Source organism: Acidimicrobiales bacterium (genome assembly GCA_040219085.1).
GTDB lineage: Bacteria > Actinomycetota > Acidimicrobiia > Acidimicrobiales > JAVJTC01 > JAVJTC01.
Genome location: JAVJTC010000020.1, coordinates 14,260 through 30,142 on the forward strand (window position 1 = coordinate 14,260; position 15,883 = coordinate 30,142).

At 69.9% G+C, this 15,883-nt stretch carries 15 protein-coding genes; 6 read left to right on the forward strand and 9 right to left on the reverse strand.

What is annotated here, in order from left to right; all coding sequences use genetic code 11:
- Positions 1-88: 88 nt before the first annotated feature.
- Positions 89-2,287 carry an EAL domain-containing protein gene (locus tag RIE08_07530; protein ID MEQ8717449.1) on the forward strand — a complete coding sequence of 733 codons (2,199 nt, stop codon included), beginning with the start codon at positions 89-91 and terminating at the stop codon, positions 2,285-2,287.
- 51 nt (positions 2,288-2,338) lie between these two features.
- Positions 2,339-3,670 carry a hypothetical protein gene (locus RIE08_07535; GenBank protein MEQ8717450.1) on the forward strand — a complete coding sequence of 444 codons (1,332 nt, stop codon included), beginning with the start codon at positions 2,339-2,341 and terminating at the stop codon, positions 3,668-3,670.
- An 11-nt stretch (positions 3,671-3,681) separates the two neighbouring features.
- Here RIE08_07535 and RIE08_07540 read toward each other — a convergent pair whose 3' ends face one another.
- From RIE08_07540 to RIE08_07580, 9 genes are all read right to left on the reverse strand, one after another.
- Positions 3,682-4,380 (reverse strand): glycosyltransferase family A protein, encoded by a 699-nt coding sequence (locus RIE08_07540; protein MEQ8717451.1) that lies wholly within the window; start codon positions 4,378-4,380, stop codon positions 3,682-3,684.
- Positions 4,377-5,114, reverse strand: a complete 738-nt coding sequence (locus RIE08_07545) for a glycosyltransferase family A protein (GenBank protein ID MEQ8717452.1) — start codon at positions 5,112-5,114, stop codon at positions 4,377-4,379. Before RIE08_07545 ends, RIE08_07540 begins: the two co-directional genes overlap by 4 nt.
- Positions 5,111-5,812, reverse strand: a complete 702-nt coding sequence (locus RIE08_07550; protein ID MEQ8717453.1) for a glycosyltransferase family A protein — start codon at positions 5,810-5,812, stop codon at positions 5,111-5,113. The genes RIE08_07545 and RIE08_07550 overlap by 4 nt, the downstream gene beginning before the upstream one ends.
- Positions 5,809-6,936, reverse strand: a complete 1,128-nt coding sequence (locus tag RIE08_07555) for a nucleotidyltransferase family protein (GenBank protein ID MEQ8717454.1) — start codon at positions 6,934-6,936, stop codon at positions 5,809-5,811. Before RIE08_07555 ends, RIE08_07550 begins: the two co-directional genes overlap by 4 nt.
- Entirely contained in the window at positions 6,933-7,355 is a 423-nt protein-coding gene (locus tag RIE08_07560; protein MEQ8717455.1) for a hypothetical protein, read from the reverse strand. The genes RIE08_07555 and RIE08_07560 overlap by 4 nt, the downstream gene beginning before the upstream one ends.
- Positions 7,352-8,050: a glycosyltransferase family A protein gene (locus RIE08_07565; GenBank protein MEQ8717456.1), complete on the reverse strand. Its 699-nt coding sequence runs from the start codon at positions 8,048-8,050 to the stop codon at positions 7,352-7,354. Before RIE08_07565 ends, RIE08_07560 begins: the two co-directional genes overlap by 4 nt.
- On the reverse strand, positions 8,047-9,090 hold the full coding sequence (locus RIE08_07570; protein MEQ8717457.1) for a hypothetical protein: 1,044 nt from the start codon (positions 9,088-9,090) through the stop codon (positions 8,047-8,049). Before RIE08_07570 ends, RIE08_07565 begins: the two co-directional genes overlap by 4 nt.
- On the reverse strand, positions 9,087-9,524 hold the full coding sequence (locus RIE08_07575) for a PqqD family protein (GenBank protein MEQ8717458.1): 438 nt from the start codon (positions 9,522-9,524) through the stop codon (positions 9,087-9,089). The genes RIE08_07570 and RIE08_07575 overlap by 4 nt, the downstream gene beginning before the upstream one ends.
- A 93-nt stretch (positions 9,525-9,617) precedes the next feature.
- Positions 9,618-10,397 carry a sugar transferase gene (locus tag RIE08_07580; GenBank protein MEQ8717459.1) on the reverse strand — a complete coding sequence of 260 codons (780 nt, stop codon included), beginning with the start codon at positions 10,395-10,397 and terminating at the stop codon, positions 9,618-9,620.
- Positions 10,398-10,594: 197 nt separating this feature from the next.
- On the opposite strand from RIE08_07580, the gene RIE08_07585 reads away from it, so the two are divergent.
- From RIE08_07585 to RIE08_07600, 4 genes are read left to right on the forward strand one after another with little or no spacing between them, the layout of a single operon-like run.
- On the forward strand, positions 10,595-11,569 hold the full coding sequence (locus tag RIE08_07585; protein ID MEQ8717460.1) for a sulfotransferase: 975 nt from the start codon (positions 10,595-10,597) through the stop codon (positions 11,567-11,569).
- Complete coding sequence (locus RIE08_07590; GenBank protein ID MEQ8717461.1) at positions 11,566-12,651, forward strand: glycosyltransferase; 1,086 nt, start codon at positions 11,566-11,568, stop codon at positions 12,649-12,651. Before RIE08_07585 ends, RIE08_07590 begins: the two co-directional genes overlap by 4 nt.
- Positions 12,648-14,702 carry a glycosyltransferase gene (locus tag RIE08_07595; GenBank protein ID MEQ8717462.1) on the forward strand — a complete coding sequence of 685 codons (2,055 nt, stop codon included), beginning with the start codon at positions 12,648-12,650 and terminating at the stop codon, positions 14,700-14,702. The genes RIE08_07590 and RIE08_07595 overlap by 4 nt, the downstream gene beginning before the upstream one ends.
- Positions 14,699-15,883, forward strand: coding sequence for a glycosyltransferase family 4 protein (locus tag RIE08_07600; protein ID MEQ8717463.1), 1,185 nt, complete (start codon positions 14,699-14,701; stop codon positions 15,881-15,883). Before RIE08_07595 ends, RIE08_07600 begins: the two co-directional genes overlap by 4 nt.

The window sequence follows — 15,883 nt, forward strand, 5'->3', positions numbered from 1 at the left end:
CGAATTGCGGCGGCGAAAGGCGAGTGACGGGGTGCACGGGCCCGGTCCCACACACGTGGATGGCGAGGCCACTGGCGAGGTTGCCGGGTTGAACATCCTCCTCGTGGAGGACTCCGAGGGCGACGCGTCGCTGGTGACGGCTCACCTGGGTATCGCGGCACCGACCTACGATGTGCGTCGCGTCGAGACACTGGCCGCGGCGACGGAGCATCTGCAGTGGGCGCACTGCATCCTGTTGGATCTCGGACTTCCCGACGCGCACGGTCTGGAAGGGGTGAAGGCCCTCCTCGAGATCCCGCATCAGGCCGCCGTCGTGGTTCTGACCGCTGATCACCGCGCCGAGCTCGCCGCCGAGGCCCTGGCCCTCGGGGCCACGGACTATCTCCGCAAGGGAACGGCCGATCATCACCGTCTGGCCACCGTCGTGGCACAGGCGGTGGAGAGGAACAAGCTGCACCGTCGCATCCTGGACAACGAGAGGTGGGCTGAGATGCGGGCGGCACGACACGCCGCGGTCGCCACTCTCGGAGCGCTGGCGGTGTCGGGAGGGCCGCTCGACGAACTACTCGACACGACGGTGCTTCGTGCTGTCGACGGATTCGAGTCCTCGGTTGCGACGATCCTGGTACCTGCCGACGGGACGCTGCGGGTGCTGGCGGAGGCCGGGCTCGGCGACGGATGGTCCGACGACGGCTTCGCGGACCGATCGCTCGCGGCGGTGCTGGGCGGCGGTCGCGCCGTCTACGTGGCCCACCACGGTCAGGGTGCCGTTCCTGCGCCGGCCATCGTCGCAGACCGCGGGCCGGTCGCGACGATCGCGGCTCCGATTCACGGGGCCTCGGTTCCTCTCGGTCTGTTGACTCTCCACACCGCGTCGGAGGTCGAACGACAAGAGGAGGCGGTCGACTTCGTCCAGTCCATGGCCAACGTCCTCGCCCACGCGTTCGAACTCCAACAGGCGAGCGCCGAACTCGCCCACAGAGCGATCACCGACGACCTCACGGGCCTCGCCAACCGGTCGTTGTTCCGCGACCGGCTCGCCAACGCACTGGCGCAGCGGATCGGTTCGTCGTGCGCGGTGATCTTCGCCGACCTGGACGGGTTCAAGGACGTGAACGACGCTCTCGGCCACGGCGTGGGGGACAAGGTCCTGCGGTTGGTCGGACAGCGCCTCGCCGCCTCGTTGCGTGAAGGTGACACCGTCGCACGCCTCGGTGGTGACGAGTTCGCGATCTTGTGCCCGTCCGTGGCTGACGAGGTCGAGGCGGCGATGGTCGCCGAACGGACACTCGCGGTCCTGGAGAGCGCGCCGTTCGAGATCGAGGAAGGGCAGATCGATCTCTCGGCGAGCCTCGGGGTTGCGCTCGGGGGCCCTGAGCTCGGTCCGGAGGGACTGTTGCGTGACGCGGACGCGGCGATGTACCGGGCGAAGGCGGCCGGTGGCGGTCAGGTCAGTCTCTACGATGACACCATGCACGCCGCGGCCCGTGAGCGCTTCGAGCTGTCCAACGACCTGCGGCACGCGCTCATGCGCGATGAGCTGTCGGTCCTGTTCCAGCCGATCGTCGGTCTCGCCGACCGCCGCCTCGTCTGGGCCGAGGCCCTCGTGCGGTGGGACCATCCGACCCGTGGCCGTCTGGGCCCGGATCGGTTCCTCGACATCGGGGAGCGGGCCGGCCTTCTCGCCGCAATGGACACCTTCGTGTTGGGCACGGCGGTTGCGGAGCTCGAGAAGTGGACGGCGAGAGGAGCGCGGGCCGCTCCCTCGGCGGTGACGGTGAACGTCACCGCTCAGCAACTCCGCGACGGCGATCTGCCGCGACGTTGCGCCGAGGCGCTCGCCGCGACGGCGCTGCCCCCCGGCGCCATCTGGCTCGAGGTGGCCGAGAGGTCACTTGCGCGGGACCACGAGACGGCGACAGCGTCCCTCGAGGCTCTGTCGGATCTCGGTCTCGGCCTGGCGCTCGACGACTTCGGTACCGGCTACTCGTCTCTGAGTCACGTCGGGACCATGCCCTTCGCGGCGTTGAAGATCGACCGCTCCTTCGTGAGTGGATCCGGGCCGGGTCTCGCCAACCCGCGCATCGTCGCGGCCATCATCGAGGTGGCGCATTCGCTCGGCGAGGTCGCCATCGGCAAGGGGGTGGAGACGTCCGAGCAGTACGAGGCACTGCGCGAGCTCGGCTGTGACCTCGCGCAGGGGTTCCACATCAGCGAGCCGCTGCCGGCCTCTCAGATCGGGCCGTGGACGGCGCAGTGGCACTCGACGCAGGGAGTCATCGCCTGACCCGGACGGGGCGACCCGCCACCCGCCAACGCGTGTCGCTACGGTTCGGCAATGGAGCGGTGCGAGGCCTGCGGTGCCGATGTCGACGCCGGCTGTGCCTGCACCGGCTGTGGTCACGTCGCTGCGACCCCGCTGCTGGTCTTCGACGCCACAGGGGATTCCGGCCCGGGTACACCGGACCCGGCGGGGGCTGAACGACCGGGACGCCGGCCGCAGTGGCCTGTCGTGGTCCTCGCCGTGGCGGTCGGTGTCCTCGCGCTCGGTGGGATCTGGTCCGCCGGAGGCGACGAGCCCGACCCTGCGCCTGACGAGCCCGGGTCGGTCCGCCCCCCTGCGACCGCGGATGACGGCGCGTCCAGTGCCGGGACCGGTCTCGGGGGCGGTTTCCAGGGGAGCTTCGTCCCCTTCTCGGCGGACACCGTCGCCGTGTCGGTCTCCGAGGCCGGTTCCGTGGCAGCTGACCTGCCGGCGGAGATCGCCGGTCTGCGCATCGCCGTGCGCGCCGGTGCGGAGGTCCTGGTGATCGACCTCGGCGACGCGACGGTTCGATCCGTGGACTCCGTCTACGGCGACTCCCTCTTGAACGCCGGGGGTTTCGTGCTGACGGCGCACGCCGTCGTGGTGGTGGACGACGGGGTCGGTCGTCTGGTCGCGCTCGAGGGTCCCGTCGGGGCGACCGTCGATCTCGGCGACGCCGTCGACGCGGTGGGCGTTCCCGGTGACGACCGCGTCTGGCTCATCGACGCCCCGGATTCGCCGCCGGGTTTCGCCTCCGCCCGGGAGGTTGTCGCCGCCGGCGAGGCCGGGGCGTACCGGGCGGCCGAGGTCGGTTTCGGGTCCCGCACGTTCGCCTCCCGGGCCGTACCGGCGGGCCTCGTGGTGGTGAACGTCCTCGCCGGGACCTGGATCCACGACGGTGTGGACTGGCGGTCGGTGTACGACGGGAAGCCGCTGGCGTCGTTCGAGGACATCGCGGTCGTTCAGGAGTGCAGCTCCGCTGATTCCTGCGGTGCGTTCCGGGTCGACCTCTCGACCGGCGAACGTGTCGTCGCGTCGCAGGTCATGGTGGATCTCGCGGCCGAAGGGGCGGACCTCGTGCTCGAACCGGCGGGCACGTCGGCGGTGTTCCGTGACGTCGGCGGGGGGATCGGTCGGGTGGACGTCGTCTCCGGCGGGACGGGGCTGCTCTCCTCGTGGGGTGGGCCCGGGAGCCGTCTGCTCGGGCTGTCGCCGGGTGGTCGTTGGCTCTTCGCGTCCGATGGCGTGGACGAGGTGGTCGCGTTCGACCTCACCGGCGGCGTCAAGGGTGCGGTCGTCGTCATGGAGGGGCTGGACCCTTCGGTCGACCTGGCGACGTTCCAGGTCGTGGCGGTCCGGGGCTGAACTCCGGGGTCTCAGCGGTCCTGTCGGCTCTCCCTGACGTCCTTGCGGACGATGTCGAGCAGGCCCTTGGCCATGCGGGTGTTCTCGTGGCTCAGGTTGTCGCCGTGGACCCGCCGGATGAGGTAGACGTCCTCTGCGACGCCGATGCGGACCCCTGCCCGCCGCAGGCGGAAGAACAGGTCGGTGTCCTCGCCGGTGCGCATGTTCTCGTCGTAGCCGCCGACGCCGAGGAGGTCCGAGCGTCTGATGAGAACGGTCTGGACGATGGGGTTGACGTCGCCGGCCGCTGCCATCGACGCGATGACGGGTGGTACGTCGGCGCCGGCGATGATCTCTGTGCGGCCCCGACCGATGACGGCGTCGTGGTCGGGGTTGGCGTCGAGCCATGCGAAACGGCGCTCGATGCTGTCGACGGGGAGCAGGTCGTCGGAGTCGCAGAAGGCGATCCACTCCGTGTCGGCGGCAGCGAGCCCACGGTTGCGCGCGGCACCGGGCCCCGCGTTCTTCTGGTGGCTCACATGGACGCGGGCGTCAGCGGCGGCGAGTTCCGTGATGCGCTCGCGGGTGCCGTCGGTCGACCCGTCGTCGACGATGTGAACCTCGACGTCGGGATGGGTCTGGGCGAGGACCGACTCGACCGTCTCGGCGACGACGTCGCGCCGGTTGTAGACGGGGACGATGACGCTCACGCGTCGTGTGGCGGTTGTCATGTCTCGCCTTTCGATCGGTGGGTGGGTGCGCCGGCGCCGGTGGGCGCCGTCCGTCTGCGGTTCAGGTTCCGGTGCAGGAGTCGCAGCAGCGTGGCGTCGGTTCCGACGTTCTCGTAGGTCAGGTTGTCGCCGAATATCCGCCGGGTGGTGGCGGCACGGTCCACGAAGTCGGCGCGGATGCCCTCCTGGGCTGCGCGGATGTACAGGTCGAGGTCCTCGCCGATACGGATGGCCTCGTCGTACCCCCCGAGCGCGTCGAAGAGGCGCTTCCGCATGAACATTGACGGATAGGAGTAGAGCGGGAGCCCGTGGGTCAGCAGTGGCGTGATCGTCGGTGGCGGTGTGACGCCGTCGCTGATCCACAGTTCCTCGGTGCCTAGGACTATCGGGCAGTCGGGTTCCGCTGCGAGGTAGGCGAGTTGCCACTCGATGCGGTCCTCGACCATGAGGTCGTCGGAGTCGGCGAAGGCGATGAACTCCGCGTCGGACTGCTCCGCCCCGCGGTTGCGGGCCGCCGACGGACCGGCGTTGCTCTGATGGATGACCCGGACGCGGTCTTCGGTGGCGGTGATCTCCCCGAGGACGGCGAGGGTGTCGTCGGTGGAGCCGTCGTCGACGACGATCACGGTGCGGACGGGATGGGTCTGGGTGAGCGCGGAGCCGATGGCGTCGCCCAGGAGGTGGGCGCGGTTGAACGTCGGGATGACCACGTCGACCGTGGCCCCCGTAGTCATCGCCGACCGCTCCGATCCTGGTGGCGGCGGATCACGTCGAGGAGCAGGGCGCCGATGCCCGGCTCATTCATGACCATGTTGTCGCCGAGTATCCGACGGGTCACGAGTTCCTCGTCGAGGTAGCCGATGGTGGCACCCGCCCCGCGCAGTCGGGCGGCGAGGTCGAGGTCTTCGCCGTGTCGCACGTCCTCGTCGTAGCCGCCGACCGCCTCGATCGCGTCGCGGGTGATCATCAGCGACTGCCAGTACCAGCGTGGACCGGTCCGCTCCATCTGCGCCCGGATGGACGGGGGCGGGGTGATTCCGTCGGCCACGACGATGGCTTCGGTGCCGACCACACCGTCGAGGTCCGGGTTGGCGCGGAGATGCTCCACCTGTCGTTCGATGCGGTGGGGTGGCATGAGGTCGTCGGAGTCCAGGAATGTCACCAGCCGGGCGTTCCCGTTGGCGAGGCCGACGTTGCGGGCGGCGGACACGCCGCCGGTCGGTACGTGGGTGACGGTGATGCGCTCGTCGTCGGCGGCCAGAGCATCGAGGACGTCTGCGGTTCCGTCCGTCGAGCCGTCGTCGACGACCTGGACGCGGACGTCGGGCCAGGTCTGGGCGAGTGCGGACGCGATCGCCTCGCCGACGGTGGGTCGGCGGTCGAGCACGGGGATCACGACATCGACGGCTTCGACGGCTTCGGCGGGCGTCACGGGTCCGCCCGGGACGATCGGAGCGAGCGCACGGCCTTGAGGGCGGCCCGCCTGGGGATCTCGGTGAGCAGTCCGGCGGGGGAATCGAGGCCCCAGAGAGACGTCAGGACCCCCGGTGTGGCCCGGGCCGATTCCGCCGCACCGAACCCCACTGTGGATCGGGCGAGGACCCCGAGGAGGGGGTGGATCGTCTGGTCGGGGGCGACGGAACGCAGCAGCAACTCGTGGCGACGACGGTCGGCGGCACTCACCGGAAGGGCTGCGAGCGCCTCGAGGTGACGACTCGTGTCGACGCCTGTGACGGACCGGATGGTCGCGAGGACGTGACGGGCGGGCGTGGTGAGCTGGAGTTCCGCTATCCGGCGGGCGATCGCGGCGGGGGCGGTGGGCCGTCTGACGAATCGGGCGGTGTCGGCGAGCGTCCGGAGCCTGTGGTCCGCGCCGGCGCCGATGCCGCCGGTGAGCAGGTACGCGGCGAGGTCCACGTCCGCGGTCACGGCAACGGGGCCGTGGGGGGTGTCGACGTCGACGGCCCGTTCGATGGCGTCGGGCACCGTCGCCCGGTCCCGGGTGCCGGACGCGACACCGCGGCATGTCTCCCAGCTGAGTCGGAGTCGCTGGTCGACGCGGGCGAGCGTCACGCCGTCGTCGATGAGGACCCGGTCCTCGTCGGGGGCGGAGAGGGCGACCCAGCCGAGGGCCTCGAGGGCGTCGACTGCGGGCCCGATGTCGGCGACGGCGACGAGAAGATCGGGGGCGTCGACGGGTCGGGACGCCATGTCGTCGTAGAACGTCAGCGCGACGGCGAGAGCGCCGTGGACGCAGTGGTCGATACCAGCCGACCGGAGATGGGAGGAGGCGGCGGCCGCGTCGGCGAGCGCGTTCTGGGTGGTGACCCACGTGCGGCGGTGGATCCCGGCGAGGCGGGGCGCCTCGGGGATCCCGTCGACGCCGCGCAGGGCGACGTGGCACGCAGGTAGAAGGGCGTACCGGCCGGAGTCCCAGATGTCTTCGAACGGGTGCAGTGTGGTGAAACGGGCCCAGTGTCGGGCGGCCTCGTCGCCCGTCGAGAGGGACGCCTTCAGCAGTGCCGCCTCGTCGTCGGTCACCCACGCTCGCTTCATGAGGGGTGTACCTGCCTGCGACGGGACAGGTGGCCGCGCATGGTGGCGAGCATCTCGCCGGTCTCATCGCGATGGCGGCTCGTGTAGCCGTCGGCGCGGAGCCGCCTCCGTACGAGCACCTCGTCGACGTGGCCGAGGCGGAGCCCTCGGTGCAACGCCACGGACAGCCACTCGATCCAGTGCGCCAGGTGGTCGCCGGAGGTGAAGCCTCCAACCGTCTCCAGCCGATCGCGCCGTGCGGGCAGTGCCGAGGCGACCCGGCCGTCGATTCGTTCGTGGCCGCGGCGCAGCGTCGGTCCGTCTCCGCTGTCCGTCGCGAACTCGGTGACGGCACAGAAGACGCCGTCGAGCGTTTCGCCCAGGCAGGCGGCGACGCCGTACGCGGGTATCGCGACTGCGACGTCGGCCACGGTGCTCATGTGCCCGTGCCCCGACCGTCCTTCAGGTGTCGGCGGAGGATGTCGAGGTAGGCCTGCTTGTCGGTGTCGAAGGACCGTGACGTGTTGTGCGCGTGGATGCGTCGTCTCATGAGGACTTCGTCGACGATGTCGGTGCGGATGCCGGCCCGGAGTGCCTTCGCGAACCAGTCGATGGATTCGCCGAGCCCGAAGGCCGTGTCGAAGCCTCCCATGGAGGTGACGAAGCGCCGCCGGATGAGCAGCGAGGAGGCGGCGAGTGACCGCACGCGCTGGTGTAGGCCGCGGCCGGGGATGTAGGACTCGTCGACGTCGGGCGAGAGGAACTCGTCCGCGAGGCATCCGACCGCGTCGAGTCCGGGATCTGCCACCAGAGCGTCGATCTGTCGCTCCAGTTTCGTCGGTGCCCACAGGTCGTCCGCGTCACAGCCGGCCACGAGTTCGCAGGTGCTGGCTTCCAGGCCCCGCTGTCGGGTGGCCGCGGTCCCGGCGTGTTCGCCGGGCAGGACCGTGACGGTCGGGCTGTAGCCGAGCGCGACCTCGACCGAGTCGTCGGTGGAGCCGTCATCGACGACGAGCACCTCCAGCGGGGGGATCGTCTGGGCGAGGATGGCCTCGAGCGTCTCGGCGAGATACCGCGCGGAGTTGTAGGTGGGGATGATGGCCGAGACGGAGTGGGCCGGCGGCGTGGCGCTCACGGGTGTCCCCTGTCGAGGATCCCGGCGATCGCGTCGACCACTCCCTGCCGGTCAGATCCGAGGGTCACCTGCCAACAGGGGACCGACGAGGTGATCTGCGCCATTGCGCTCAGCGCGCCCTGGCCCAGGACGGGCAGCTGGGTGATGGTGGAGGGGGCGAGTGCCCGCAGCGCCGCTCCGCCGGTCATGGGTTCCACGGTGGTGGATGCGGACCCGCCGACGGTGAGCGCGACGACCCCGCGGATGGCGGCGTCGGCCACCATCTGGTCCGGGTAGACCCGGGCCGGCCAGAAGATGAGTTTCTCGTTGGGCGTGTTCTGGCGGGGGCTCGCGGTCGCTGTGAGTGCCTCGAACCCGTCCGTCTCGTGTGGCATGCACTTCGCTGTCCCGAAGATCGAGTGGACGCGCCCGTCGGCGGGGGTGGCCACGCAGTAGTCGTCGCCGAGGAATCCCAGTCCGCCGACGGTGCAGCGCAGCGAGGTGGTGGACTTGCCCGATCCGCTCGGTCCGGTCAACAGCACGGCGTCGCCGTTGCGGGCCACTGCCGCCGAGTGCAACAGGGTGGCGCCGCGCGCGACGATCTGGCGGGCGACGAAGAGCTTCAGCGGCGCCGCGCGCACCCACCACGGCAACTTGTCGGGGTCGGCGGTGAGGCTCCAGGCGTGGCCGCCGGCGAGGTCGTGGAGGGCGAGGGTCCGGCTGTCCCAGTCGTAGTGGACCTGTGTCTCGGCCCGGTGGGCGATCCGGGCCTGTTCCGGTGTCTCCGGGAACGCCTCGCGTGGGAGCGGCGGCAGGGTGGCGTCGGGGTCCGGGGACCAGGTGTCGATCACGACTGCCGGATCGACGGTCTCGGGCGGGCGGGGGAGGTGGCCGTACGCAGCCGAGAGGAACTCGACGAGGCGCTCACCTGCGAACCGGATCATGATCGGAGTGCCTGCGACGGTGAAACGCCGCTCGATCAGCCCGTGACGCGTGACGTGGTCAGCGAAGCTCGCCGCGAGTTCGGCTCGGCAGTCTTCGAGCGTCGGGTGTGCGCTCACTCCTCGTCGGTCGGCCCGGCCGGCTGGTGGGGCCAGCCCGCGGCGGCGTCGACGTCGTGGACGGGGTCCAGGAGGATGACGTCGGCCATGTCGGTGAAGGTTTCGAGTGCGGGCGTCTCGTAGGGGAGGCCGGTTCCGTGGTCCGGCGCAGCGCCCGTCTCCGGCGAGCCGGCGACGATGAGCTCACGTGCCAGGAGGTCGGCGACGAACGCTTCGATTTCGGCGGCGATGTCGGCGTCGGTGGGTGCGTGTGTGGCGGTGACGTGATCGATGACCCCGGCGGTGTCGAGGCCAGCGACGATGGCGTCCCACGCGACCGCGGCGGAGTCACGCATGGAGAAGTAGGCGCCGGATCCGAGGTCGATCGCGACCACCTCACCGTCAAGGGTCTCGTGGATCACACGCGGCGCGTTGACGACGTAGGTGGGGGACATCCGGATTCTCCTCGGGGGCTCGCCGGCACCGGAGGGTAGCGCCTGGACCGGTGAGCTACCGGTTCGTCGCAGCGGACCGGCGCCGCTCAGCGCTCAGTGGGCGCCGGTCTTGCGGAGGACCGCCGGGATGGTGCGCGCCAGGATCCTGACGTCACCCCAGAGCGTCCATTCGCGCACGTAGTCGGCGTCGATCTCGCCGCGTTCGGGGAAGCCGATGGTGGAGCGGCCCTTCACCTGCCATGCGCCGGTGATGCCCGGGCGTACGGCGAGGTAAGCCCTCAGGTTGTATTCGTAGTGTTCCAACTCGTCGTCGACGACCGGGCGGGGGCCGACGAGGCTCATCTGCCCGACGATCACATTGAGGAGTTGGGGGAGTTCGTCCAGACTCGTCCGGCGGAGCCAGTGCCCCACGCGCGTGACCCGCGGGTCCTGCCCGGGCGGGAACTTGAACCCGTTCGCACGGTGGGCTTCGTTCATCGCCCGATCACGCTCCAGGCGCTCTTCGGCGTCGTGGTACATCGAGCGGAACTTCCAGATCCTGAACCGCTCTCCGTTGCGTCCGACCCGCCACTGCCGGAAGAAGACAGGACCGCGCGACGTCGTGGCGATGGCCAGTGCAACCAGCATGAACAGGGGGATCGCGACGATGAGGAGAATGGTCGCCCCGGCGGCATCGAACACCCGCTTGGCGCGTATGGACCATGGCCGGTCGCTGAGACGTCGATGGAAGGACTCGACGCCGGGGATGGGCCTGACCGCGGGGCCGAGCATGCGCTCGTCCAGAGCGAGGGCCCGGTCGGCCGTCGCCGCCGACTGGTTGGATTGGGGGTCCGCCACAGACACCTCTGTTCCGCCTTCGAGAACTTCCGTCATGTGCAACCACTGTATTCCGAGCCCATCGGCACGGCGCGGACGAACCTGAGAGTTCCGTCATTGTCAACGCGAGTCGTCACCGTGGCGACGACGGCCTCGGGGCTGTTGTCCGTCCGACGCGTGGGGCGTTGCGTGATCCTGCGGTGGTGCGTCGATTGATAGCGTCGGGAAGGCGAGCGGCGGAACGAAGGTGCAATGTGACCGATCAGGCTCTGGGCGACGACGGTGTGGGCGACAACGTCGTTCTCGGCTGTTTCTCCCGTGGCGGGAGCAGCCTGGTGTGGAACCTCCTGGCGTCACATCCGGCGCTGGCATCGGCAGGCATGGAGACTCACGAGTTGTTCGTGGGGCGCAGCGGCGAACGTTCGACTTCGGCGCGTTGGCGACGGCACCTGCGCGACGCCCTCCACGGCGGTGGCCTCCCCCGCCCGCGGTTCTCTTCGGGTCATGTCCTGCCGAACACGGGTCTCTTCGAGGCGTCGAACTTGGCGCAGCGACGAATACCCGCGCGGATGTACGGGGATGTGCGTCAAACCCTTGTATCAGCCCCCCGGCTGGTGGCTCCCGCTGTCGATCCCGTGCTGGCCGAGTCCTCGCCGGGTTCGGGCGATGTGGCCGACCCCGGGGCGGTCGTCGCGAAGAGCATCAACGGCATCGTCACGCTGACCCCGTCGGTGCGTGCCGTTCTCGGTGCGTGCCGCAACGTCCTCCTGTTGCGGGATGGGGTCGCGATGTGCGAGAGCAGGATGCGGCGGGGAACCTTCGCCCGGGCGTCGAAGTTCGGCCTGGTCTACCGCCTCGTGGTCTCCGAGATGCGGCGCCAGGTCGAGGCCGATGCCGAGACCGTCGTCGTCTTCTTCGAGGATCTCCTCGATGACCCCGTCACGTTCACCCGTGACCTCTATCGCAGCGTCGGTCTGGATCCTTCGGTCGTGGACAACGTCCGGCTCAAGAGCAAGCCGCACCTCCAGTCGTCGGGCGTCGTCGCGGCGCCACGCCCCGGTTCGCACCACTTCTGGATAGCGCTCGATGACCTCCCAACGGTCATCACGTCGTCTATCGACGAGACGCAGTCCGACCGACTCGGGGCAGGCGACCGTCGGGCATTCGAGAGGTCGGCGGGTGATTCGGTCGAGTGGGTCCGCTCGATGCGGGACGTGACCCACAGATGAACCCGAGGGTCCTCCACGTCGTGAACTCGCGGTCCCACGAGTCCATCCCGCTCGAGTTGGCCCAACGGCTTCCGTCGGCCGGGGTGGAGACGGCCGTGGCGACCTACTACCGGGGCGAGGCCGGCGCCCCGTCGGTCAGCGACGACATCGAATGGTTCCCCCTCGATGCCTCAGGCCGAGTCAGCGCGGGTGCCGCGACGCGCTTCAGGGCGGCGGTCCGGGACTTCAAGCCTGACATCGTCCACGTTCACCATTTCCCGTCGGCTCAGATGGCTGCGGTGCTCCTGGGGGGACGGCGGGCACCGAAGCTCGTGAAGACCGAGCACAACGACCATCGACGCCAGCCGTTCCACCAGAACGCCGCCGTGTTGCCGGTGTTCGCCCGGTCGGCGCGGGTGTTGTGCAACTCGCAGGCGACCCTGGAGTCGTTCTACCCGTGGGAACGCGTGCTGGTGCGCGGGCGTGCGGTGGCGGCACTGAACGGCGTGGACGTCGAAAGAGTGCGGCGGGCCGAGAAGGTCGAGGTCCCACTGGACGGGTTCGTCATCGCCGCGGTCGGTCGGTGCGTCCCGCAGAAGAACCTCTCTCGCCTGATCGACGCGTTCTCGATCGCAGGGTCGGCGGAGCCGGACCTGCGCCTCGTGGTGGTCGGGGGAGGTCGGCAGGAGGCTGCCCTGCGCCGTCAGATCGCGAACCTGGGCCTGGCCGAGGCGGTCCACGTGACCGGGATCGTCCCCCGCGACACTGTCTACGGGATCCTCCGGACCGCCGACGCTGCAGTGGTCCCGTCGTTGTGGGAGGGCTTCTGCAATGCGGCCGTCGAGGCCATGGCGGCAGGGCTGCCGTTGGCGGCGTCGGACCTGCCGGTCCTGAGGGAGGTGCTCGGCGACGTCCCGTCGTACTTCGACCCGACCGACGTGGAGGCGCTCGCGTCGGCCCTCGTGTCGTTGCGTCGCCGCACCGACGACTCCGGTGCGCGGCGCGGCGTTCTGCGTGCAACGGAGGGACTCTCGCTCGACGCTGCCGCGAGACGCTATGCCGACAGCTACCGCGACCTGGCGGGCGAGGGGCCACCGCGGTGAGCTCCCAGCTGCCGGTGGTGATCTACGTCGGTGGTTACAGCCGAAGTGGCTCGACTCTTCTGGACCTCGTGCTGTCCGACGCGTTCGGTGCGTTCGGTGGGGGTGAGCTCACCCGACTGTTGGAGGACTGGGACACCGTCGCCTGTTCGTGTGGTGAGCCCTTCGCAATGTGTGGGTTCTGGGGGGACCTGTCGCTCGACCGTCTCGCTGACCGGCGTCGGGCGCAGGCCGCTGTCGAGGCACGGCCCGTGTTCGGCGCCCGGCGCGGCGCGACTCGCAGGGACGTCGCGCTCCATGCCGACACGACGCGGCGGGTCTTCGCCCACCTCCGTGAGCGCTCGGGGGCGTCGGTGGTGGTCGACTCGTCGAAGTCCGCACGTGGCGCAGCCCGGCGAGCCCAAGCTCTGGCTGACGCGGGCCTCGATGTCCGATTCGTCCACCTCCTGCGCAGTCCCTACTCGGTCGCGAGTTCCTATCGCCTCACCGGCTCCAACCGCGCCGCCGAGGGGATCGCCGGCGAGCATCGCGGTCGCGTGGCGCGGGCGGTCGTCGGCTGGTCGATGGCCAACGCGCAGGCTTCGAGAGACGCCGCGTCCGACAGGTGGCCGGCGGTGCGGGTGGCCTATGAGGACCTCGCCCGGGAGCCTGACGTCGTCGTGGGCCACATCACCGCGGCGCTGGGGCTCGGGGCACCTCGCGGCCCGGTGCCGGACCACTTCGGCGACGCGCGCGGCCATGCCGTCGCGGGCAATCGGATGCGGCGCAGCGGGGAGGTCGTGTTCACGCGCCGGGTCGTCCCGACCATCCCCGCCGACTGTTCCCTCCGGGACAGAGCGACCGTGCGGGCAGTGCTCGGCGCGGCGCGGGCCGACCACGGCTACTCGTTGGAGACAAGCGGTGTCGTACCCACCTCGCTCCGGGTGGATTCGCCCACCGGGGCATCGGCGCGGCGTGTGGCCCATGTCTGCACGAGGTTCGCGACGGGCGGCAGTGAGCGCCGGATCGTCGACGCCATGGCGGCCACCCCGGAGATGCGCCACAGGGTCTACCTGGGACCGGAGTCGAACTGGGAGAGAGCGGCGCGGGACCTGGGTGGCGCCGAGGTCGGCGTTCTCACGGCGATGAGCCACCGCACCTTCACGCCCGTGGGCGACCTCAGGGCGCTGCGCTCGCTTCGGGCGGACCTGTCCGCCTGGGGCCCCGATGTCGTCCACACCGTCCAGTCCAAGGCCGGGATGATCGGACGGCTGGCGGCGCCGTCGATGGCGCGCCGGGTCCATTCCGTGTCGGCGCTCAACTTCGGGTCGGCCTTCGCCGGCCCGGTTTCCGCATTGGCCAGGAAGGTCGAAGAGCTACTGGCACGAAAGACCGACGACCTGCTCGTCGCCGGGGATGACCTGAAGGCGGCGTACACGGCAGCGGGGATCGCTTCACACGATCGCCTGACCGTCACCCGGGCCACCGTCGACCTCGAACGAATCACGGAGGTCGCTGAGACGTCGCGCGACGAGGTACGCGATGCGCTCGGACTTGCCCCTGATCGTCCGGTGGTTGCATTCGTCGGTCGCCTCGAGCGGCGAAAGGGTGTGCACCACCTCGCCGTGATCATGCGAGACGTCGTTGCCGAGGTGCCTGACGCGATGCTGGTCGTTGCAGGAGCCGGGCCTGAAGAGAATGAGTTGCTTGGTGCGCTTGCGGACTTCGGACCGGACGCTGTGGTCTCTCTCGGCTACTTTTGTGACGTGCCGGCGCTGTTGCGAGCATCGGACTGCGTCGTTCTCCCGAGTTTGGCGGAGGGGATCTCGCAGGTGCTGGTTCAGGCGTCGCTTCTCGGCCGACCGTTCGTGTCCTTCGACGTGCCGGGTGCGGCGGAACTGCTCCGTCTCGGCGCCATCGGCAGCATCGTGAGCGTGGGCGATGAGACAGCGGCGGCTCGCGAGATCGTGCGGTGGATCCGCTCCGACGTCGGGCCGACGGCGTTCGACGGCACGTCGTGGAGCCCGGACGCGATCTCTGGTCGGTGGCGTGAGGCCTTGACGTGCCCGCAGTGAGAAGGAACCCGGAACGCCTGTTCCGGGTGCTGATGGTCTCGGGCGCCTATCCGCCCGACCAGTTGGGCGGCGCGGAGATGCAGTGCCGCAAGCTCTCGACGGCTCTGGCTGCCCGTGGCCACCAGGTCACGGTTCTGACGAGCTGTCGCCTTCGGCGCGATGCCGGGGCCTGCGAGGAGTCAGGCGTGGTGGTCCGTCGGGTCTGGTCACGCCACCCGCCGCAGAACATGGGTCGCCGGATGGGCTCGTCGGTGGCGTGGACGATCGGCGCGGTTCGGGCGGCACGCTCGCTCGAGTTCGACATTGTTCATTCCCACCAGGCGAAGTTCCCGTCCGCGGTGGGTGCATGGATCGCCCGTCGCCGGGGCGTGCCGAACCTGGCCAAGATCGGTGACAGTGACCACAAGTTCGATCTCGCCACGCTCGAGCGCAAGAAGCTGATCGGGGCGACGCTCGCCCGGTACGTCGCGCGTTCAGTCGACAGATTCGTTGCCATCTCCGAACCGATCCGGGAGGACCTCGAGGCGTTCGGCGTGCCGGCTCGCCGGATCGAGAGGATCCCGAACGGCGTCGTGGATCGGGGTGGACCGCTCACCGGGCAGGAACGCCTCGCCGTTCGCGAAGGACTGGATATGGGTGCTACGGCGACGGTTCTCGTGTCGGTCGGCCGGTTCTCTGCGGAGAAGAATCTCGTTGCCCTGATCGATGCCGTAGGCGTTCTCGACGATCCGAGGCTGGAACTCCACATGTTCGGTTCGGGTCCCATGGAGGAGGCCCTGAGAATCCGGGCCGACGAGGCTCGTACACGTTCGCGGATCGCGTTTCACGGTGTCGTCGACGATCCGACCGATGCCTACCGAGTTGCCGACTTCCTCGTGCTGCCGAGCCTGGCCGAGGGTCTGTCCAACACGCTGCTCGAGGCGGCGGTGGCCGGACTGCCGGCCATAGCGACGGCAGTGGGTGGGACCCCGGAAGTCGTGGCGGACGGCGTGACGGGATATCTCGCCGGTGATACGACGGTCGGCGACCTCGGCACGGCGCTGCGACGTGCGCTGGCTGACAACGGTGATACCCGGGCTCAGATGTCGGCCGCCATCAGAGCTCGCGCGTTGGCGCGCTACGAGATGGCAGGCGTGGTCGAACGCTACGAGAGCCTGTACGCAGAGCTGGCGCGCACATGA